The 22,779-nt window shown below is 41.7% G+C and carries 15 protein-coding genes and 1 pseudogene; 15 read left to right on the plus strand and 1 reads right to left on the minus strand.

From position 1 onward, the window contains the following. Window positions 1–104: 104 nt before the first annotated feature. The 12 genes and pseudogenes from A3849_RS14570 (at window position 105) to A3849_RS14635 (ending at window position 16,800) form a co-directional block, all read left to right on the plus strand. Window positions 105–2,738 carry a DEAD/DEAH box helicase gene (locus A3849_RS14570; protein ID WP_074112083.1) on the plus strand — a complete coding sequence of 878 codons (2,634 nt, stop codon included), beginning with the start codon at window positions 105–107 and terminating at the stop codon, window positions 2,736–2,738. 95 nt (window positions 2,739–2,833) lie between these two features. Beyond that, window positions 2,834–4,627: an McrB family protein gene (locus A3849_RS14575; RefSeq protein ID WP_074112084.1), complete on the plus strand. Its 1,794-nt coding sequence runs from the start codon at window positions 2,834–2,836 to the stop codon at window positions 4,625–4,627. Beyond that, window positions 4,624–6,000, plus strand: a complete 1,377-nt coding sequence (locus A3849_RS14580; RefSeq protein ID WP_074112085.1) for a 5-methylcytosine restriction system specificity protein McrC — start codon at window positions 4,624–4,626, stop codon at window positions 5,998–6,000. The genes A3849_RS14575 and A3849_RS14580 overlap by 4 nt, the downstream gene beginning before the upstream one ends. Before the next feature lie 394 nt (window positions 6,001–6,394). After that, entirely contained in the window at window positions 6,395–7,900 is a 1,506-nt protein-coding gene (locus A3849_RS32120; RefSeq protein ID WP_083613513.1) for a recombinase family protein, read from the plus strand. Between the two features lie 18 nt (window positions 7,901–7,918). Beyond that, a pseudogene (locus tag A3849_RS32125) lies at window positions 7,919–8,293 on the plus strand (sigma-70 family RNA polymerase sigma factor); the annotation flags it as partial. A gap of 280 nt (window positions 8,294–8,573) precedes the next feature. Continuing rightward, window positions 8,574–9,035: a sensor histidine kinase gene (locus A3849_RS14605; RefSeq protein ID WP_074112086.1), complete on the plus strand. Its 462-nt coding sequence runs from the start codon at window positions 8,574–8,576 to the stop codon at window positions 9,033–9,035. A 284-nt stretch (window positions 9,036–9,319) separates the two neighbouring features. After that, complete coding sequence (locus A3849_RS14610) at window positions 9,320–10,996, plus strand: cache domain-containing sensor histidine kinase (protein WP_074112087.1); 1,677 nt, start codon at window positions 9,320–9,322, stop codon at window positions 10,994–10,996. Between the two features lie 12 nt (window positions 10,997–11,008). Next, window positions 11,009–11,794 (plus strand): response regulator transcription factor, encoded by a 786-nt coding sequence (locus A3849_RS14615; protein ID WP_074112088.1) that lies wholly within the window; start codon window positions 11,009–11,011, stop codon window positions 11,792–11,794. A gap of 191 nt (window positions 11,795–11,985) precedes the next feature. Then, window positions 11,986–13,278 (plus strand): ABC transporter substrate-binding protein, encoded by a 1,293-nt coding sequence (locus A3849_RS14620; protein WP_178382702.1) that lies wholly within the window; start codon window positions 11,986–11,988, stop codon window positions 13,276–13,278. Between the two features lie 78 nt (window positions 13,279–13,356). Further along, window positions 13,357–14,241 (plus strand): carbohydrate ABC transporter permease, encoded by an 885-nt coding sequence (locus A3849_RS14625; protein WP_074112090.1) that lies wholly within the window; start codon window positions 13,357–13,359, stop codon window positions 14,239–14,241. A gap of 14 nt (window positions 14,242–14,255) precedes the next feature. Next, window positions 14,256–15,134: a carbohydrate ABC transporter permease gene (locus tag A3849_RS14630; protein ID WP_074112091.1), complete on the plus strand. Its 879-nt coding sequence runs from the start codon at window positions 14,256–14,258 to the stop codon at window positions 15,132–15,134. Window positions 15,135–15,171: 37 nt separating this feature from the next. Next, a complete protein-coding gene (locus A3849_RS14635) occupies window positions 15,172–16,800 on the plus strand; it encodes a glycoside hydrolase family 43 protein (RefSeq protein WP_074112092.1) in 1,629 nt (542 codons plus the stop codon). A gap of 474 nt (window positions 16,801–17,274) precedes the next feature. Here A3849_RS14635 and A3849_RS14640 read toward each other — a convergent pair whose 3' ends face one another. Continuing rightward, window positions 17,275–19,206, minus strand: a complete 1,932-nt coding sequence (locus tag A3849_RS14640) for an RICIN domain-containing protein (RefSeq protein ID WP_074112093.1) — start codon at window positions 19,204–19,206, stop codon at window positions 17,275–17,277. Window positions 19,207–19,937: 731 nt separating this feature from the next. On the opposite strand from A3849_RS14640, the gene sigK reads away from it, so the two are divergent. The 3 genes from sigK to A3849_RS14660 all read left to right on the plus strand — a co-directional run bounded on the left by sigK (window position 19,938) and on the right by A3849_RS14660 (window position 22,778). Next, a complete protein-coding gene (sigK, locus tag A3849_RS14650) occupies window positions 19,938–20,486 on the plus strand; it encodes an RNA polymerase sporulation sigma factor SigK (RefSeq protein WP_074112095.1) in 549 nt (182 codons plus the stop codon). A gap of 382 nt (window positions 20,487–20,868) precedes the next feature. Then, window positions 20,869–21,873 (plus strand): Gfo/Idh/MocA family protein, encoded by a 1,005-nt coding sequence (locus A3849_RS14655; RefSeq protein WP_074112096.1) that lies wholly within the window; start codon window positions 20,869–20,871, stop codon window positions 21,871–21,873. Window positions 21,874–21,881: 8 nt separating this feature from the next. Then, window positions 21,882–22,778: an AraC family transcriptional regulator gene (locus tag A3849_RS14660; protein ID WP_074112136.1), complete on the plus strand. Its 897-nt coding sequence runs from the start codon at window positions 21,882–21,884 to the stop codon at window positions 22,776–22,778. Window position 22,779 lies beyond the last annotated feature (1 nt).

A 22,779-nucleotide genomic window follows, 5' to 3' on the forward strand; every position in this document is an offset into this window, starting at 1 on the left:
GTGGAGCAGTTAAACCCTACGGGGATTTTGTACAGATCAGCTATAAAGCTGATCCTAGAGGCTATCGACGGGAAATTCAGCAACGAGCTAACGGAGTCCACATCATGGATTGGCAATCCCTTGAAGCTGAATATGAGAGCGACAGTGATCAAGAAGAAGGTATCTTTTGCATTGAAGATGGAAGTCCCATAATGAGCAGCTTGCTTATGACAGAAGAAGTTGATTTGCTTCTAGATAGAAGGCTTCCACTTCAAGAGTCATTTCATAGCAGTCTTCTAGCCGGACAATTAGTTGAACTGAGCAAACGCATTCGAGCCGATGTATTTGTCCATGAGACTGATGAGATACAAGGCGTGTACGATGAGCATATACCAATGGAGAGTTGGATGCGTAGTAAGCTTGAATCAATGGGAATCAATAAGCTTTATAAGCATCAGGGTGAAGCAGTGGAAGCGATAAGACAAGGATGTAATGTAGTTATTTGCACAAAGACGGCATCGGGTAAATCGTTGTCATACAACATTCCAATTATAGAAAAACTCGTAGCTGATCCAAATGCTTGCGCCCTCTATTTATCGCCTTTTAAGGCCTTGGTCGAAGATCAATTTGCTCATTTACAACAGTGGACAGATCTGGAAGAAGAAAATGTAAGTAACTTCAAAATGGCTGGTTTCTCTAAACTTAAGGTCCATGGAACAGAAGTGCCCGCTGGTCTTCTTTTCGGTCAACGTAATATTCCTCAGCATATGAGGAAAGACCAGGCCTCCAATCTGGTATTTGAACAGGGGCGCTATTGGCTAACCAATGTTCATTATTTGCATCCCATTCTTCAAAGCATAGGAGCACAGACAGGGAAGGCTTCGCAGTTAATTAGATTCTTAACAAATCTCCGTTATATCGTAATAGATGAGCTGCATCATTACTCCGGTATGATTGGTTCAAAAGTGGCTATGGTCATTCGCCGCTTAAGAATGTTATGTGAAAGATTAGGCAATCGGGAGATTCAATTCATTGCATGTTCTGCTACTATAGCCAATCCTAAATATTTGGTTGAGGAATTAACTGGTAAGCGGGGTATACAGGGGTTTCATGAAGTTACGGAAAGCAGCGCACCGATTAATAAAAAGGAAATTGTTCTATGGAACTCTGGTCTTATAGAAATAGAGCATAGAAGAAGAGCAGTTACATCCGATCTTTATGAGATCATAAAAACGTTTTACAGTTATGGGCAATGGCCGAGAATTATTATTTTCTCTAGTAATCGTCAACAATCTCAGCTTATAAGTAGAGAGCTCAATATGATTCTAAGAACACACCTTAATGAATCCGGATCAATAGAATTGAAAGAAGGTCAGGATTTATTTCTTCCGTATCATGCTAATTTACCTCAAGAAATCAAGGAGCAAACTATAAAGAAGCTACAACAAGGTGAATTATTGGGCGTTGTAACCACCAAGGCCTTGGAGGTAGGAATTGATGTGGATTGTCTGGATATTTGCATCATGCTCGGTTACCCCGGATCTCATGCTTCCTTTTGGCAACAAGCAGGTCGAGTAGGGAGAAGCGGAGATGGTTTAGTTGTCATGATGTTACAGGAAGAGCCGCTACAACAATATTATGCTCGTAATCCGCTAGAGTTCTTCCAGCAGATACCGGAATCTGCGGCTATTAACATTAACAATCCAAAAATATTACGTGAGCATCTTGTTTATGCCGCGCATGAGCAAGGAGGGACGATCTACAATGCTATTAATTACGTTCGTGCCAGCGTCCTTCGGAAGGTATTAGCTGAGGTTGACGAGCAATGGCAACAGGCTGAAGGAAAACTTATGTATATGGGTGAGTCTCCAAAGTATCTGCCATTGATTGCAATGGGTGAAACATACACCGTCGTGAGTAAGAGCGGATGGAACGAAACAATATTGTTTCAGAATGTGGACACTCGATCCTTGATCAGAGATTACCATGTAGATGCAATCTTTTTAGGATCAGATAACCGCAGTTTTTATAAGGTGAAGTGGATCGATAAGAGGCAGCGGAAGGTTCTAGTGGAACAGGTGAGATCGGACTATCTTACACGCGGTATTGTGCGGGATAGTATCGAAGTGAGTGATATTAATAAGCTCATATTAGTTGGTAATGAGTTGAAAGCGAATATTGGGAATATAGTTGTAAAACGAAACACATTCGGCTACAAGAAAATATACACACACAATGCAAAACCATCAGAAACGGTACAGGTAACCAATACCTATCCTGTTTCGTTTCAAACAGATGCACTGTGGTTGCTGTGGGATGAACAAGGAAAAAGTCAGCTTAGAAATCTTTTAGCGGGCATACAAGCAGTATCAGATCTTACATTCGAGGAGCTTATCGATGGAAGTATACATGCAGCTGAACATGCTCTAGCCGCAGCGATTCCAGCTATTGTGAAATGCAGCGCTGCTGACTTCCAACATGTCTCATTTCACTCGAGTTCAACTTTGTTCGGGATGCCGGGTTTATTTATATATGATAGCCAAGTCGGAGGGGGCTCCGGGATCGTAGAGGTTGTTGCTGAAAAGTTTAATGTGCTGTTGAAAAAGGCTGAACTAATGATGACAAGCTGTAGCTGCTTTAATGGATGTCCGTCTTGTGTGCAGCTCTTCCAATGCGAGCGTCAGAATGAACCTCTGCATAAGGCTGGTGGGGTGATTGTTATTCAATCACTTCAGAGACATTTTAAGGAAACTCTATAAGAGTTATTTAGAGATCGAGAATTAAGGCATTGTGTAATTGAAATGAATGGTTAATTTGATTACGGAAATCACAAAACTTGAGAGGACTAAAAATCATGGCAAGATTTAAAGAATGGGATACTTCAGCTGTCTACAGTTACGCGAATCAATGGATAGAAAAGAGTCTTATGGATGGGTCATCTTTGCTTTGGCCATCGGAGGAGATTTGGACTACTGATAATTTGAACGCATTTAGAGCTTGTTTCATAGATAATACCGATGAATCAGCAGAAGCATTCGAAACGAAATTGAAGGGACAACTTAGTGGCCAGAAATCAGAGGTTGTGCAGCTCGCTTGTGAACTGGTCTACCTGTATCTGCTTTTCCCATCCAGCATAAGCTATCGCAGGAAGAAAGAACTACTTAAGACAATAGCCTCCTTTGCGAACCTATTGCTTGATGATCAGAATAATGCTCTAACTGCTCTTGAACATGGTATCGGTGGACCGGGAATAGCCTACAATACAAGACGCTATAATGAGATACGATACATAGCAATATTTGCTGATACTGTGCTGCAAATGTCAGAAGAAGAGAGGAAAGAACTTGCAGCAGATCATCTAAAAGTTCGCGGTTTGTTAGATAAACTTAAGGAAGAAGGGAATCCACTCTCCCGCCATATTCTTTTGCATCTGTTTTATCCTGACCAATATGAGCGAATGGCGAGTGCTAGTCATAAACAACAAATAGTCGAGGCTTTCTTGGATATGCTGGATGAGGATTCTATCCCTGTAGATGTAGATGAGCGTATCCTAGCAATTAGAAAACAATTAAGTGATATTCTCTGTGAACCGGATCTTGATTTTTATCGAAGTCCTCTCATGGAGTGTTGGGATTATGGTGATCATGAAACAGATGTGCTTCCGATTCAAGGTTTAGAAATCAAAAAGCAAATTGTTATATATGGGCCTCCAGGAACCGGGAAAACCCATGAAGCGAAAGAATTAGCAGAGCGTTTTATTCGGCAGGAGACATTGCGTCAGTGGGGAGCGGGTAAATTTTTTAAGAATCAGAATAACATAGATGAACTGGTGCAGCAGAGGGTTCGGCGTGTACAATTCCATCCCGGCTATGGCTATGAAGATTTCATTCGAGGAATGCAGCTTGAACAGAATCGGACCGTTTACAAAAATGGTGTATTCCTGCAAGTCCTTGAAGATGTGAAGGCAGCGGAAAACGGAATAGGTAAAGGCCTGCCTTTTGTCTTCATTCTGGATGAGATGAACCGTGCGGATTTAAGTAGGGTGCTGGGGGAATGTTTCTCCTTGCTGGAAGATCGGGAAAGTGAAGTGCTGCTGGCTGGACAGGATGGGAACTCATTTTCGCTTGCCGTACCTGACAATCTTTATATTATTGGGACCATGAATCTGATTGACCAATCGCTGGAACAAGTTGATTTTGCACTTCGCCGCAGATTTTTATGGTTTTTCCGGGGGTTTGAACGTGAAGACTTAATATCCTTGGTGAAAACAAAATGGGAACGATGGCCGCAAAAGTATGGTAAACCCCGACAATGGAGCCGAGTAGAGGAGGAGTTTGAAGTACTCGCAGATCGGTGCGTCCGGATAAATACATTAATAGCGAATCATGAACTCATGGGACCTCTCTACGTCATTGGTCATACTTATTTCAGCGATGTTGTTTCTTTTGCACAGAAGTACATTTATTCTCAACCCGGAGTTCAGCAGGTTTTATGGAATCGAAAAGGGCAGGGACGTGGACCAATTTCTGGGTTGTGGAATTATTCGCTAGCTCCATTATTGGAGCAATATCTGTCTGGAGCAGATGCATACGAAAGAAAGTTGTTAATGCAACAGGCGAAAGACATATTCTTAAAAGGGCAAGAATGAGAACTTCACAGGGAAATATAGAGATTATTGCGAAAGATTTGTCTGAGATCAAGCTGAGACATAACGATGAGAAGCTATGGATACAGGATTTATGCTGTAATCTGGACAAAGAACGTTTCACCCTTCGTCTTACTGGGAAAATAGCAGATGAAGAGCCGATTATCGAATTCCGCAATGGACAATGGTATGCGGGACGTTATGTGGGGGAGATCAGCTACAAGGGGAGAACGCTGCGAATCATACCTCGTTATGAAAGCTCATTCCATCGCTGGATCAGTAAGATTTGGGGAGTGCGTATGATTCAGAGCAACGGATCTTATCGTGGATCTAACATGTGGTTGTGGGAGCTGATTGCTCGAATTTGGGGTGAGCAGCTTATGAGTGGAAGCAAGCACGGTCTACCTTATACCCGCATAGAGGAAACTTTGAAACTGCCTTCACTGCGCGGTCGTATGAAAGTAATGGAAACCGCACTAGAGGTAGGGAAAGGGACAAATCGTCTCGTGAGTTTATCTAGAACCAAAGTCATTCATCCTGCTATTTCCAATGTTCTCAGCAAAGCTTACCGCAAAATTAAGAAAGAGCTGGGTCATGGTGAGGACCGCACTTGGCTTTCTGATAAAGGAAGGGAGATTATCGGGCTTCTACTTCAAACATCATCAAGCAGCTTATCGAACTTTACTGCGGCAAATAAACTACCTCAGATAAAATATACTCCGATCCTGGAGTCATATCGTTCAGTGGTAGAATTATCGTTGAGAATATTACAGCAGAAATCGATCGGTGCTACTTCTACAGGAACCCAAGAGATAACAGGAACATTGCTAGATATGGCTGAGATTTGGGAATTATATGTGTACCATTTGTTAAAAACTACTGTCGCAGGAGTTGAAGTTGTCCATACCGGGCGGGAGAGAGATGCATCTGGGCACCTGTTTCAAAACATGGATGGGCACAAATTAGCAGCCTTGAAGCCGGATATTTTATTGAGGAATCCCTTATCAAAACAAGTACTTGTCGTCGTAGACGCTAAATATAAGCATACGTTTGCAAGTCTATCCAAGCCAACCGGTTTGGAGCGAAATGACCTTTATCAAATTCATGCGTATATGGATGCCTTTTCTAGTCCGGGCCATACTGTTCCAGGAGTTCTAGTGTATCCTGATGAAAGTGAAGCTAAAATTCGTCAATATCAGATGGGGAATCCTTGGGGTTCCTTTCACCAGAGAAGTAGTCTTAGTTTTTTCGGGATTAACGGGGAATTTAATGATATGGAAACGATTGCCGGATTGACCCCATCAGAGGAACAATTTTGCGAGGGGATATGTAAATTAACCGGATTACATCAGTCAGTTTTGTCGGAGATGCAGTAATAGTTTTGGAATCCCAATTGTCTGACTGAAAATTGATTTTACGACTATGCTATTTTATTATCAAAACTCATAATAGGTAAACCTTGGTGTACATTCATTGCAATGCACATTGTTTGAATATTCAATTCGCTCACTATAGATCGGGCTTATGAGAATGTTCATATTATTTCTTTAAGTGAATGAGTTGAAAATCGGTGTAAAAGTAGTTGTGACCTTGAACATCAAGCATATGTTCAAGGTCATTTTTATTGAACAAGTGTTCAAGCAGTACCCGCATATCCTACTACAAGGAGGGGATGCCGGGTGCATGTTAAACTTGTGGTAGGCGATTCCAATGACAGAGCACGCATTGCCTGTTATGATTACCTTCTAGAGAAGTTCAGGAGGGAGAAAAGTGATAGCTGTATATGCCAGAGTGAGTACGGAGGAGCAGGCGAAGCACGGGTTCAGCCTGAACGATCAAATTCGTCAATGCCGTCAGAAAGCGGGAACGAATAAGGTAAAGGAATATGTGGACGATGGGGTATCAGGTGAATTTTTGGATAGACCGGCATTAACCAAATTACGGGATGATATTCGAGAAGGAATTATTAATAAGATTATTTGTCTTGACCCGGATAGATTGTCACGAAAGTTAATGAACCAACTGATCATAACTGATGAATTTGACCGGCGAGGGATAGAACTTGTTTTTGTTAATGGTGAATATGCTAAAACTCCTGAAGGAAATTTGTTTTATTCTATGCGTGGAGCTATAGCGGAGTTTGAGAAGTCAAAGATAACAGAACGCATGAGCCGAGGGAGAAAAGAAAAAGCAAGGCAAGGAAGAGTGCTGCGTGATTTTCAAGTTTACGGCTACAGTTATGATAAGGAATCAGAACAGTTTCTTGTTGATGAAGATGAGGTTGCTATAGTCAGACTAATATTTGATTTGTTTACACAACCCAATACAATTATTCAAGGACTGAATGGTATAGCCTTATACTTAACCAGTAAAGGAGTACCCACAAAAAGAGGGGCTTCGATGTGGCATCGCCAAGTAGTAAGACAAATCATTATGAACCGAGCCTATATCGGTGAATTTTATCAAAATCGCTGGAATACAGAAGGTATGTTAGGGAATAAACACAGGAACGATGAAGAAAAGATTCCTATGAAAGAGAGACCTAAAGACGAATGGATTCTTCTTCCTTGTCCTCCACTTATAGACGAGGCTCAATTCGAACATGCACAAATATTATTATCGGAGTCTAGAAGGAGATGGGCTCAAAAAAGCAAACACCCATATTTATTGAGCGGTTTGTTAAGATGTGGGGACTGCGGTAATACCATGACGGGACGATTATCAAACAATTGGGGAAAGAAAGTACCGGAATATACAGACATTAAGAACACTGCAGGAGCCAAATCAAAGGGATGTGGACGAAGAATTAAGGCTCACCTGATAGAAGAACAGGTTTGGGACCAAGTGACAACCTGGTTAAACAATCCCGATGAAATCGCTGCAGCTTTGCAGGAAGAGAAGACTAAGGAGCCTTTTGAAACTGCTGAGATTATGAGGATTGAAAAGGAAATTGAGAAAACCAAAAACTCACGAAAGAAGCTAATTAAACTCTTTTCTGTTAGTGAAGACGCTATTGCTGAAGAAGATATTCGTCAAGAATTGAAGGAGCTTACGCAGAAAGAAGAAGGTCTAAATGCTCAATTGATTGAACTGAGCCATATGTTAAATTCAGCTCAAAATACAGAGTACAACATTCATGTCTTGATGGAAGCTGTTCAACATTACTTATCTAAAGGTCAGGCAGAACTTACTTTTGAAGAGAAACGTGATTTGATTCGTCAAGTCGTTAGAGAAATCAGGGTCTACGAAGATTCGGTCGAGATATTTACGTTTTAAAATATGCGCACTAATGACATTAAGATGGAAATCCTGATGCATTTGAGATCGCTTAAAAAGACCAAAAAGGATGTATCCCTGCATGACCCGATCGGGACGGACAAGGAAGGTAACGAGATCACCCTGATCGATATCCTCGGTTCCGACGCAGATGATATTGTGAAGGAAGTCGATCTGAAGATCGAGAAGAGTAAGATTTACCGCAACCTGGATATTTTGGATGACCGGGAGAAGGAAGTGGTGGTTGGGCGCTTCGGCCTCGACACCGGCGGTGAGGAGCGGACGCAACGGGAGATTGCGAAGGAGCTGGGGATTTCGCGGAGTTATGTTTCAAGAATAGAGAAAAGGGCGCTCATGAAGCTGTATCATGAGTTTTATAAGGCGAAGCGGTGATTTCAAATTATAGAGAAAAATCCGTTAAGAAAAGGCCATTTACTTAGCAACTTGTCTACTGACGAGTTGCTTTTGTTTTTTAGAAGGGGATATAGAAATCACAGACATTGCAATTAGGGGGCTTTATTATTGCTTCTGTTGATTCCTTTATTTCTATTAATGTTGATTATTGTTATAGCATATGCATTGCTGTTTTTTGAACAAATTCATGCCCGGCTGAGGACGCAAAATTTTCTGAAGGACTTGGAAAAAGCGCACCAAAAGGGGAGCTGCTTTCGTTATGCAGCTTGATGCTGCAGATGAATTTATCTCACTGGGAAATATTCGAAGATCGCAGGAAATTATTCAACAGTCGATGAGCCAGGTGCGAAGCTTATTGGCTGATGCCCGGCGGACGATTGATTATCTAAGGTTGAAATCCTCTTCCGATCATGACATTCGTGAATCACTTACTGATGAGATACAATGTTTTTTCCAGGCGACCGGAATTAATGTTTATCCTAAAATCCAAATAGTCAGCCAAATGTCCAGAATGCTGATGGAGCACAGTCTATATATCGTAAGTGAATGTCTAACCAATGTGGCGAAGCATGCAAAGGCGGACAAAGTCTGGGTGACTGTGACTGAACGGAATAATCGTATTGAAATTGAGGTCAAGGATAACGGGACAGGCTTTGATACAAGCCAGTTGGGCAAACAAGCAGGCCATTATTGCTGGGATTATATGAGCTTGTACGGTTGATTGGAGGTCAGCTCCAAATCATCAGTACATCTAGAGGTACACGAATTATAATGTTTTATGAGCCCTTCTCTTTGCTACCAAGCATATTCGCTTACGGAACGAGAGCTAACAACTAATGATATTCTTATTTTTAAGAAAGATATTAGTATCACGACGATAAAAAATCTGATACAATGTAAGCGCTATCAAAAAAATTTCACAGTCAAGGACTGATATCGATACAAATGATACGGAAATGGTTGGGGAAGACAAGAATTCAGGTTTTTATAGGATTTTTTTCAGCGATGATCATAGTTCTTGCGGTAACGATATGGATAGCCTACTCCTCAGTGTCTGATTTGATGCAAAAGAATGCAAATAACTACACGGAAGAGATTGCGGCACAAATTAACGGACGAGTAGATGCACTCCTGGGTGAGGTGGATACTCTGACATTGCAGTTGGCGTCCGATGCCAGGATTCAGAGTTATCTGTATGATGCCAAAAAGGGTCAGACGTTTGAAATTGCCGACCGACTAAAAAATATTCGTCCCATATTGATAGGAACGGCAAGCTTTTCGTCATTGATCAAGTCTCTTGATTTATACGCTATGAACCACTCTTTGTACCCTATCGATAATAATCCTTTGAGTAATCGGATTGATACGAAGTGGATAGTAGAAGCGGACAATAATTCGGGCAAGCTTATTTGGGCAGGAATCGATCCTCAGGATAAGGACAGGATTATTGGCATCCGGCAAATTCGTCTGGACCATGATAATTATAAAAGCGGGGGTTACCTTGTCGTATCGCTTACTTCATCATTGTTTGACTTTTTAGGAGGTAATGTAGCTAACGTAGATGGGAGCTCATTATACTTACTGAACCAAATGAATGAGATTGTATCGGCAAAACAGAATTCAGATTCCGAATTTTCTGGAATTAAACTTGCCAATGGACAATCATTAATAATGAGTCCGAACGGTACAGAATATATCAAAATCAAGCAGGGTTCAAAAATCACCGGGTGGAATATTGTTCTGCTGCTTCCAAGAAAAAAGGTTACCGAGGGCGTAGCTATTCTACAATCCATTCTTGTCTTCTCCAGCTTATTCGGATTGCTTTTGTTTGCGCTTCTATCCTATACATTGTCCACGATGATAACCCACCCACTGCGTAATTTAAGTAAAATTATGAAAGCTGCGCGTAATGGAAATGTAAAAACGAATCCTGTTATATATTATAATCTTGAGATTAACGATTTGAACTTAACCTATAACAAAATGGTTGGCAATCTGAATAATTTGATTGATGAAGTATATAAACAGGAAATCGTAAAAATGAAAAGTGAGATTCGATCGCTTCATTCACAGTTGAATCCACATTTTCTGTACAATACATTAGAGGCATTCTATTGGAATCTTATAGAAGCCAAGCAAGATAGGCTGGCGAATTACTTGATTCAGTTGGCAGAGCTCTTTCGTTACACCATTAAGAGGAACAATGAAGATGATTTAGTTCTACTCGAAGATGAAGTAGAACATGTAAAACGATATTTAAATATTATGTCACTACGGATGGGCAGCAGATTAAATTGGACCCTAGAAGTAGATGAAAGGGTATCCGATTGTAGGATACCCAGACTTGTGATTCAACCTTTAGTCGAGAACTCGGTGCTTCATGGCATCGAGCCCCAAATTGGCGTAGGCAGGCTTGGAGTCCAAGTCATCTATCTTGAAGAGCGGGACGAGATTAAAATTGTTGTGGAAGATAGTGGAGGCGGGGTTTCTGATGATCGATTGAAGGAAATACGCAATCATCTGGCTGAAGGCACACAGGTGCAATCCAAGCGCAATGGAATAGGATTGTATAATATTCATAAATTTATAGAGCTTTATTACGGAAAGTCTTATGGCATTCATTTAGAGAATAGAACAACAGGCGGCATGATCGTAACTGTAACTCTGCCAGCAGCGAAATGAGGATGAGTTAGTGTGGGACAAGATAGAATTTTAATTGTTGACGACGAAATCAGTACCCGAAAAGGAATATACGCAACTCTGGAGCAACATTTCCAGGGAGGATATGAGATTCTGCTGGCCGAGCATGGACAAGAAGCTCTTAGTATTTTGAAAGAGCAAAAAATTAATTTGCTGCTCACAGATATTCAGATGCCTGGCATGAACGGTATTGAATTGGTAGAAGCGATGGAAACTGAAGGAATCAAATCAACGGTAATTTTCCTAACGGGTTATGCCGAATTTGAATATGCCCAAAGGGGCCTCCGTATGGGAGTACACAATTATCTGCTAAAGCCAATTGATCGTGTTAAATTAATCGAAGCGGTAGAGGACGGGCTTGATGCCAGTAAGAAACGCTTCAAGGCTGAGATCTCCATTCACTTTTTGGATGAAAAAATTGATCAGTTGGGCAGTCAATGGCAGTCTCCTGCAGATAATAATAAAACGATCGGAAAAGCACTGGATTTTATTGAAGCTAATTTGAGTGAAAAAGTTGGTGTAAAAGAAGTTGCGCAATATGTTCACTTAAGTTCCAGTTACTTCAGCGTACTGTTCAAGGATGTAAAAGGGATGACATTCAGTGAATATGTCGTCCGATTGCGACACCGCAAAGCAAAGGAGATTCTGCTGACTACCGATAAAGATATTACGGTAATTGCTGAAGAAGTAGGGTATCAGTCTTCCAGTTATTTCATAAGAGTATTTAAAGAGTTCGAAAATATGACGCCGAAGCAATATCGCGATCTTTTAAAACAATAGTGATAGAGAATTATTTAAGATATGTTTACTTCGACTACGGTCATCGCAAATAGCGATGGCCGTTTTAAATAAGAACTTTATTAAAAACAATAGGGAATTGATATTTTGCAGTACCATAGTTAAATCAAGAGAAATAGGAAATTGATACAATGAAAGCGTACTCAAATATATGTACTGGGGGAACTGACAAAATGAAAAAAAAATTAGCAATAATCATTGCATGCGGACTCATCTTAAGCGCTTGCGGAGCTAATTCGGGTTCTAAGGATGAGAATTCCATAACTTCAGAAAATACTAAGCCGGTAGAACTAAAATTTTGGAGCTTTGAACCTAAAGATGAACAGAATCGTGAGATCTTCAAAGAAATGGTAGATAACTTCAATAACACCCATCCAAACATTAAGCTGAAACCGGATTATTTTGATGATGAAGCCTTTAAGGCAAAGATGAAGGTTGCACTGGCGGGAAATGATATGCCCGATATTTTCTCCTACTGGACTGGGGATCAGTTCAAAACATTGGTCGATGGTAATGTAGTTGGTGATATTACAAATAAACTCAATGCTGATAGTGCATTTAAAGACCGAATCTTACAAGCGGGCCTGGATGAATACACCTATAATGGAAAAAATTATGCCATACCACTTCAGCTAAACACCGTCCTTCTCTGGTACAACAAAGACATCCTTCAGCAAAACAACATCACACCTCCTAAGACATGGGATGAGTTAGTAGGGGCTGTAGACACGCTCAATGCTGCTAAGATCACACCTATCGCCGTGGCAGGAAAAGATCGATGGCCGCTGTTACATTGGTTCTCATACTTGCAGCAACGAGTCGGTGGAGATATGACCTTCGATGAAGCGAAAACAAAAGATGATTTCACTGGGGAATCGTTCGTTAAAGCAGGTGAGATGCTTAATGACTTTGCGGTTAAACATAAAGCTTTCGAAAATGGCTTCCTGGGAATCGATTACGGTGCGGCTGAATCCATGTTTACGAATGGGAAAGCTGCGTTTTATCAACAGGGTGACTGGGCAGTAAGCACATTTACGAAGTCGCCTGATTTTATGGGAAAGGTCGGATTTGTACCTTTCCCGATTGTTAGTGGAGGTAAAGGAGATCAAGGGACTTATCAAGGTGGATTCGGTATGGGATATGCTATTTCCGCGCGAGCAGAAAAGGAAAAAGGTGATGCTGCATACGAAGCCTTAAAGTATTTGTCTGATCCTGAAAACCGCGCAAAGTTAATCCAAGCAAGCGGTGTGACTCCTGCGTTTAAGGATTTCAAGATTCCGGATGGCATGAGTCCTCTGGCCATTGAAGTCATGGATAATACGGCAAAAGTTCAAAAAACGTTCCCTTATTACGATCAGGCGCTTGATCCAATCCGGACTGAAGCTGTTCTTAATGCATCTCCAGCAATCATAGGCAAAGAAAATGTAGATGTAAAAGCGGAATTAGCCAAAGTTAAAAAGCCTTAATATTAAAGGTATGGCGTGCGTTCTGCAGTAACCGACCGCACGCCATTATATTAATATGGCAAATGAGAGGGTGGAGAAATGTTAGAAACAGGTTATTCTAAGTGGACTAGCAGAATCTTATTTATGAGTCCTGCAGTTATTGTTTATGGAATGATGGTGCTAATACCGATTGTACTTAGTTTTTATTATAGTTTCTTCGATTGGAACGGAGTATCTCCCCGAGTGTTTAGTGGGTTGCACAACTGGATCAGATTATTGTCCGATGAACCGGTAAGGCTAGCACTGATTCACTCCTTTCAGCTTACATTCTGGGCATTAGTCATTCAACTGCCGATCGCACTCTTACTTGCGCTTCTGCTACAAACCAAAATCAGGGGAAGTAATTTCTTTAAAACCATTTACTTTTTTCCTGTTATGATGTCCAGTGCTGTACTTGGAATCATGTGGGGTCAAATTTACGATCCCAATATCGGAATCATTAATACTTTCTTGGCAAAAGTCGGCCTTGATAGTTGGGCTCATGTATGGCTGGGTGAGGAAAAGTATGCACTCGCTGCTATTATCGCAGTAGTAGCTTGGCAGTATATCGGTTTTTATGTGGTCATTTTCTTTGGTGCTCTTCAAGGTATACCTGATGACCTTGTGGAATCCGCAACAATTGAAGGTGCGAGCCCATGGCAGTTGCTTGTTTTTATTCGTATGCCTCTCATTCGACACGTGATCTCTTTCACAATTCTGAACTGTGTAATTAATTCACTTCGTTACTTTGATTTGGTCTATATCATGACACAAGGTGGTCCGAACAATTCCAGTGAAGTGATGGCCAGTTACATTTTTAAGCAAGCGTTTCAGTTCCTCGACTTTGGATACGGGAGTGCTGTTTCCGCGTTACTCTTTATAATAAGCTTATTGCTCGCAATCGTGCTTGGACGCTTGATGCGCAGTGAGCAATACCAGTTTTAGAAAGGCGGGGTCCAATGAGTCCTTCTACAGTATCTGTACCGTCAGTATCTCATTCCATTGATAAAGTGGATAACGGAAATAATTTAAAAAAGCTGCTAATCTATATCATTCTATCTATCAACCTTATTGCTACTGGTTTTCCAGTGATTTGGATGTTTATACAATCCTTTAAAACGAATACTGAATATTATGCAAATCCGTGGGGTTTGCCGAAACATTGGCTATGGGGAAACTTTAGCAAGGCTTGGGAATATGGCATGAAACAATACATGTTCAACAGTTTTTATCTTACATTTGCTTCTGTAATTGGATTATTGCTGATTGCTTCAACGGTTTCCTTTTATTTGGCTCGCCGACCGTTCAGAGGATCTAATGTGATGTTGCTCATGTTCTTGTTCGGAATGATGATTCCGATGCAGAGTATCCTTATACCCCTCTACTTATTGATGAACAAACTGCATATGACAGATACGTTCTTTGCTTTATTTTTTCCTTATATTGCAGGGCAATTGCCAGTTGCAGTCTATCTGATGACAGGCTACTTCCGGCAGATTCCAAAGGAATTGGATGAGGCTGCAATGATCGATGGATGCAATATTTACAGGACATATTGGAGTGTTTATCTTCCTATTTCCAGACCGATTATATCGACAGTAACCATTCTTTCCACGTTCGGAATTTGGAATGAATTCATTTTGCCGCTAGTGATGGTCAATAAAAGTTACTTGAAGCCGCTTCCGATAGGTCTCATGTCTTTCCGTGGCGGTTTCGGAGCGGAGTATGCGGTAATCAGTGCTGCGTTAGTTCTTGCAACTGTGCCATTGATCGTTCTGTACTTGTTTCTACAAAAATACATTGAGAAGGGAATGACTGCAGGTGCTGTAAAAGGGTAGTGGCTTCAAGGCAATATAATATTAGGAGTGAAATCTCATGTCTGTTATTATTAATCCGATATTACGGGGGTTTAACCCCGACCCATCAATCCTAAGGGTTGGGGAAGATTATTATATTGCCACTTCGACATTTGAATGGTGGCCGGGAGTGCAAATCCATCATTCTCGAGATCTGATTAATTGGGAGCTAATGGGTCATGTGCTGACTGAGAAGCGACTCCTGGATATGACCGGAAATCCAAATTCCGGTGGGGTATGGGCACCTTGTCTTAGCTATAATGGGGGGGTTTTTTATCTGGTATATACAGATGTTAAGAGTCTGGCGGGTAATTTCAAAGATACTCACAATTATGTCATAACTGCCGAAAATATACTCGGGCCCTGGTCAGATCCTGTTTTTTTGAACAGCAGCGGCTTTGATCCTTCCTTGTTTCATGATGAAGATGGACACAAATGGCTGGTAAATATGATATGGGACCACCGAAAAAATCGCAATTCTTTTCATGGCATTGTAATTCAGGAGTTTTCAGAATCGGAAGGGAAGCTCATTGGTGACCCGGAGATCATTTTCCGCGGCAGCCATCTAGGTTTTACAGAAGGACCACATATCTATAAGCGGAACGGCTGGTATTATCTAATGACTGCGGAGGGTGGAACGGGATATGAGCATGCCGTTACCATGGCGCGTTCCCGCTACCTAAAAGGACCTTATGAACTGGACCCGATAACACCTATTTTGACTTCATGGGAAACAGACCGGAAATTGCAAAAAGCGGGACATGCTAGTCTGGTTGAGACGCAGACAGGTGAGTGGTATTTGGCCCATCTTTGTTCAAGACCTATACCTGGTGAGCGGCGTAGTCCGTTAGGACGGGAGACGGGGCTTCAACGATGTTATTGGAGTGAAGATGAATGGTTGCGCGTACTGGTCAGCGAGGTATATAAGGAAGTCTTCGGTACGTCTGGCCCCAGCGATTATGTCCTTGGTCCGCTATTGCCGGTACAATCTCGAACTGTCATTCCCGAATTAGATCATTTCAATTCAGAATTTCTCAATGTACAGTATGCCAGCTTACGTGAGCCTCTCGACCCCACTTGGATTTCACTCCGGGATCGGCCTGGATTCCTCCGGTTGCGAGGCAGGGAGTCATTGAACTCCCTTCATCGACAAAGCCTTATTGCGAGGAGACAACAGTCGCTTCGTTGTGAGGTAGAGACCTGTGTCGAGTTCGATCCTGCGTCATTCCAGCAATTAGCCGGATTAATCGTTTATTATAATTCAAAGAATTACTTCTATCTGCGTATTAGCCGGGATGAAATTCTGGGAAAGTGCTTAAATATCCTTAGCTCGGCTAACGGACAATATGATGAGGTTCTGGAACAGGACATAGTCATCGAAGGCTGGAAGAGTGTTTATATGAAAGCACAAATAGTCGGTTCAGGATTACAGTTTCATTACTCTAAGGATGGATTACACTGGAGCCCGATTGGTTCAGTGTTGGATGCAGGACGGTTGTCAGATGAAGCATGTTCTAGATTTCAGGATGGATACTTTACGGATTGGGGCTTTACAGGAACCTTCTTGGGAATTTGTGTACAAGATTTGACAGGGCAATCTAAGCACGCTGACTTTGATTACTTTGCTTACAGAGAAGATGAAAGCTAGAGTGAACTTGTCTTATATTTAAGAGCTGATCGAGAAGTATCAAAAAGAGGAGAAATAAGGACATGAGGTGATCTTCACGAATGAAACTAAACACAATTTGTTTTGAAGAGTCCAACATGACAGATTGCATCCTTCCTCAACTTCAACACAAGCTGCAAATAATCGTCCAAAAGCACCATTATGATTTTCTTCACCCTGAAGTTAAGTGAGGTAATTGATGGGTTGATCAACATTTATATGAAGAGGAAAACGGAGTGGATTACCCAAGTAAATGAAATGAGAATTTCGTATTAATTGAAGTCACCCTTTAGAATAGATATCGGAAACCCCTTGGGTATCCAGTCTCATTCTAAGGGGTTTTACCGATTTGAAAACGACCAACTTCCAAATCTTTTTGGAAATTGGTCGCTGCTTATTCTCTTAAATGCTGTCTAATCCTTGAACGGTTTTTTTCCATATTTATATCAATCGTGTTTAACTCTCTTTAATTTTAAACTTTTGACTATTCCCTCCGTTAGAAGGGAATTGGATTACTGCTGTACCAGCAGAAGTAGAGCTATAATCTAGATCAAGAAATAGTCCGCTTTTTCGGTTAATGATGTTGTAGTTGCTTCCGCCTGCTCTTTGAATACTCCACATCTGATCCAACGATCCGCCGAAGGGCCATTGTATAACATGTGCTGCCCAATCAGTCGAGCCGTAGTCGATAGCTATCGAAAGTCCGCTATTTCTGTTAATGATTTTGTAATAGCCATTACCAGCATCCAGGAGTTTCCATTGCTGATCGTTTGAACTATTAGAATTCCATTGCACAACACTAGCTCTATTTGCGGTTGATGCATTGTCTACACCCAATACAAGATTGCTGTTTGAATTTGTGAGTGTATAAAAGCCGTTTGGATTGAAGCCAACCTCAAAAGTAATGGTATCCAAATTCAGGCTTGAATCACCTTTTGCATCGATTTTCTGCAGAAGGATTGTTGAATTCTCAGGAATATTCACATAGGTCGTAGTGGTAGACCAGGTGTTCCAGCTGCCGGTTGATGTAAATTCGATTTTGCCAGCAGCTACATCATTAACGTATATCGTATATGTTCCACTATATGGAGATGCATAACGGAAAGTCAGCTTATTGGATTGTGGAGCATTCCTATACATAATACCGTCATAATTGTTTAATAAATAGCCTATCGCACTACCATTTGTTGCACCAGTGTCGCTAATAACTCTTGCTCCTCCATACTTGATCCACTCCGTAGCTTCTGTAGTTCCGAGAGGATTTGGAGGAGTTGCCGGGTCAGGAGAGACATTCCTCTTCGAATAACCTATAGCGGCGAACAAATCGGCTCCCCCCTTAAGCCAGGAGGCTTGATTGATTTCATTGATGAAATTTGCTTTCACGATCGGGTTGGTTTGTACTCGTGAGTCGCCCCAATCATTGCCAAGCCACATCGGTTGGGTATTCCATGCTGCATTAATGTAGCTTACCGCCTTAATCCTTGGGTTGCTATGAATGAAGTTAAAGTAGTCCTTGTACCATGAGTTCCATAATGTAGTTCCGTCCTCTGTGTTTACAGTGTGAGTTTTTGGTGTAGACTCTGCGATCATAACTGGCTTATTATCACGAGCAGCATAGGCAAGCATGTTGCCGTCATAAGCTCCCCATGTTGAGAATCCATACCAATCGACAACCGGAGTTCCTGCATATGGAGTCCCATCGTCGTTACGATCGGGGTTGTAGGAATCAAAACGCTCAAACGAACACCAGCCACCGGTTGATGCAAGCACAGTTGCAATATTGGTTACATCATTCGCAACTCTCAAGCGATTTACAATATGTCTCCAGGCTGCCTTATATGCAGCTTTATTATCGCCATAAAAATTCCATGGATCTCCGTCGAACTCATAACCTATACGAAGGAATACAGGCCTATCTTGTTTCTTTATCCATTGTGCCAATGTATCCAATTGAGAATCTCTTACGCCGTTAGCAATGTTGACCGTATCATTGACCATGTCAATGGACAGATGAAGTACGCTGTTATTGAAGGTGTTATCATTTACGATCATTTGCCAGTTCGTGTCTCCGGCACCCCAATTAGAGGTAAAGGTAGTGCCATCTAAGCCAACGGAGTGGTTTCCATAAGAATTACGTCCAATTTGTGTATTCGTGTACAGCGTCACCCCACCAGGAATGATGCCTGTATGATCTATAAATCCATCGTTGTAGTTATCCAACCCTCCAATGGCTTTGAGATCTTGTCCCGCTAAGAAAATGACTTTGCCGTCTGCAGGCTCGTATTTTGCAGCCGCTTCAGCGTTCTGGGCGTATAGTACGTTGCTGAATACCAACAATACAATAAGTGAACCTAACGCCATGATTCCATTTCTAAAGAATGATTTCACTGTTATACACTTCCTTTCTAATTTTTGAATGCGCTTTCATGGTATCACAGTAAATATGAAATATAATAATAATATGGTTCTTTATTATAGTAAAATTATGCGTATATTTTATGTCTCAATTAAAGTTTACAATATCTTTGGCTCAGAAGAGGATGATGTAATTAAAGGTTACTACGATAGCTTGTTTAGGCATTCTATTAGTTTGATTTGGGTGCCCAGCGCATATCACTGGGATAATTTAGCGATCTTGTTTCAAGAGAAATCTTTCGGACGTGTTATTGTCAATAGTTTGGTTGCAACCGGAGTATATACCATTGGTGCTCTGCTGTTCTGTACGATGTCCGGATTCGCTTACGCGAAGTACCAATTCAGGGGTAAAGCGATATTATTCGCTATTGTGTTCGCCTCTATGATGATTCCGGCCGAATCTATACTTATTCCTATGTTTGTAATGTAACAGGAAATTAGGCTTGGTCGACAACTTATGGGGCGTGAATTTGCCTGAAATGGCCTTTCGGAATTTTCTTCATGCGTCAATACTGTGCAAGTATTCATAATGGACTATTGGAGTCCTCGAGGGTTGATGGTTGTTCCGAATACGTTGAGAAAAGTATTGATCAAAAGCGAAGAAAATCATCTTTATGAAGGTTTTTAAACTATCACTTTCTGAATAAAATAGTAAATAGACGTTAGGGTCGATTTTAAAATAGTTAGTGAGAACATTAGAAGGAATGAAACTCCATCTTTCATTTACATCATACCGTGTCCATAACCTCAAAAAATTCGACAACACAGGGGAAGACATGGAGGATCTCATCTCCATCGGCACCATCGGGCTGATCAAAGCTATCGAGAGCTACCGCCCGAACAAAGGCACGAAGCTCGCGACCTTTGCTGCCCGCTGTATTGAAAACGAAATCCTGATGCATTTGAGATCGCTTAAAAAGACCAAAAAGGATGTATCCCTCCATGATCCTATAGGGACAGACAAGGAAGGTAACGAGATCACCCTCATCGATATTCTCGGTTCCGACGCAGATGATATTGTGAAGGAAGTCGATCTGAAGATCGAGAAGAGTAAGATTTACCGCAACCTGGATATTTTGGATGACCGGGAGAAGGAAGTGGTAGTGGGGCGGTTTGGGCTGGATACAGGCGGGGAAGAGCGGACGCAGCGGGAGATTGCGAAGGAACTAGGGATAAGCCGGAGTTATGTTTCTCGGATTGAGAAAAGGGCTCTCATGAAGCTGTATCATGAGTTTTATAAGGCGAAGCGGTGAGCTTAAAATTAAGGTGGTATTCGTTAATAATAGAGCCAATAGAAAGCGACTTGTCTGCGGATGAGTTGCTTTTTGGTTTTTGATGGATCAGGTCAAGGGGATATGATAGGAAAATACCATTTAAGGGGCATTAAAATGACATACAAAGAGGTGTATGATCTTGATTAACTATGCACCGAACCTAAGGTGTTAAGCTAAAAGGTTGGAGAAGGAAGGACACTATCTAAGACGAAGCACGATGCTCTCGAATGAGTAATAATTGTGAAATAACAAATGTCGTAATATTATATATTGATTGTCGTTATTCTCTATTAAAAAATAGTTGCGATCATGATACTTTATAAATAGATGTCATGATTATATATATTGGAGGGTAAGGCTGATGAGCATTGGGATAGGAGTAATTAGCTTTTGGCATGTCCATGCCTGGGACTATGTGAAACAAGCACAAGAGCATGAGGATACTTTTATTGCAGCAGTATGGGATGAAGATGCAGAGCGTGGGAAGAAAGCGGCTGAATCTTTGGGAGTTCCCTTTTTCACTTCATTAAATGATATGCTTGCGCAAAAAAATGTGGATGCCGTAATTGTGGATGCGCCAACCAATATGCACACAGAAGTACTGGTGGCTGCTGCCGGGGCGGGAAAACATATATTCACCGAGAAGGTGATTGCTCCAACGGTAAAGGAAGTTAATGATATCATTTCGGCGATTGAAGCAAGACAGCTGAAATTAACGGTTTCATTGCCACGGTTAAACGATGGATATACCCTATCCATTCAAGAACTGATAAGTCAAGGCTTGCTCGGAGAGATCACATATGTCCGGGTCCGTTTATCACATAATGGGGCGCTTGCGGGCTGGTTGCCTGATCATTTCTATAGTTTGGAGCAATGCGCAGGAGGCGCGCTAATTGACCTGGGCTGCCACCCTATGTATTTATCCCGGCTATTTTTGAGCGAAGAAGTTACCGGGGTGAATGCGAATTTCGGCTACATCACAGGCAAAGAAGTAGAAGATAATGCAGTTGTGACACTTTTTACGAAATCAGGTGCGATCGGAGTCGTAGAAGCCGGGTTTGTGAACAGTCATTCCCCGTTTACGATCGAGGTCCATGGAACCGAAGGGTCTCTTTTATTTGGAACACCGGAAGAAAAATTGCTGCTTAAGACCAATTTAGGTAACGGAATCTCTGGCAACTGGACGGAAATAGCTCTGAAAGACAATAGGGAGGGCGCTTTTCAGCAGTGGGTGGGCCATGTTCAACATGATACACGCGCTGATGAGAATATCCGGGTAGCTGTTGAACTTACTGCCTTAATGGAGTCCGCTAACCGCTCGGCTAAAGAAGGACGTGTGGTTGCTTTGTCTGAGGTGAAGATTTGATCTACCAAATGATGTCTCAAAAACCGGATATTCTGGAAAGGCTTGATATCTCGATTCTATGGGGACATTATGAAATTACAGTGCTCAGGTTTCACTTAACATCCTTTCCGCCTGGGAAAATCATTGATTTTCATAATCACGCCGAGTTTGAATTTCATTTCATCCCCAAAGGTAAGGGAAAGGTAATCTTGGGTGAGCAGGAGTATCCATTAGCAGAGGGGATGCTTTACTTAACCGGACCAGGTGTTATGCATTATCAGGAAGCGAATTGCGAAGAGGCGATGGATGAATTTTGCCTGCATATAGATATCAAAGAGAAACCTAGAGATGGAGCGGACCCATGGGAGGTAGCGGAAGCTGAAGAATGTGTCGGGAAGCTGCGGCATTTGCCCCTTTTTCCTATCCGGGATCGTTATCATGCCATGGATTGCTTTCTTGAAGCCTATGAAGCGTATGACGGGAAGTTGTTCGGATATTATACCTCCATCAAGCATCAGGTAATCAGTATTCTGTTAAAGGCCGTAAGAGCGTATGATCTGGGCGGAATAGTTACAGAAGCTCCAGTACGGGATATGTTGAACTACAGGTACCAATTGGCCATTCAATACATGAAGGCTAATATTTCAAGCGGAGTAACCCTGGACACTGTTGCTGAAAAACTGAATATCAGCTCCAGGCAGTTGCAAAGGGTTTTTAAAAAGGTTAACCCTGAACAAACGTTTAGCAGAATTCTCGAGGATATACGTTTGCAAGGAGTCTGTCACAAGCTATCTGAAAGCGTTCTCTCTATTGAACATATTGCTCAATCCGAAGGATTTGCCAATGCGACCTATCTGCATAATGTTTTTCGCAAGCGCCTCGGCATGACCCCTGCTGTATATCGCAGAGAAAACTCTATAAAGTGAG

Source organism: Paenibacillus sp. P46E (genome assembly GCF_001909095.1).
GTDB classification, from domain to species: domain Bacteria; phylum Bacillota; class Bacilli; order Paenibacillales; family Paenibacillaceae; genus Paenibacillus_AQ; species Paenibacillus_AQ helianthi.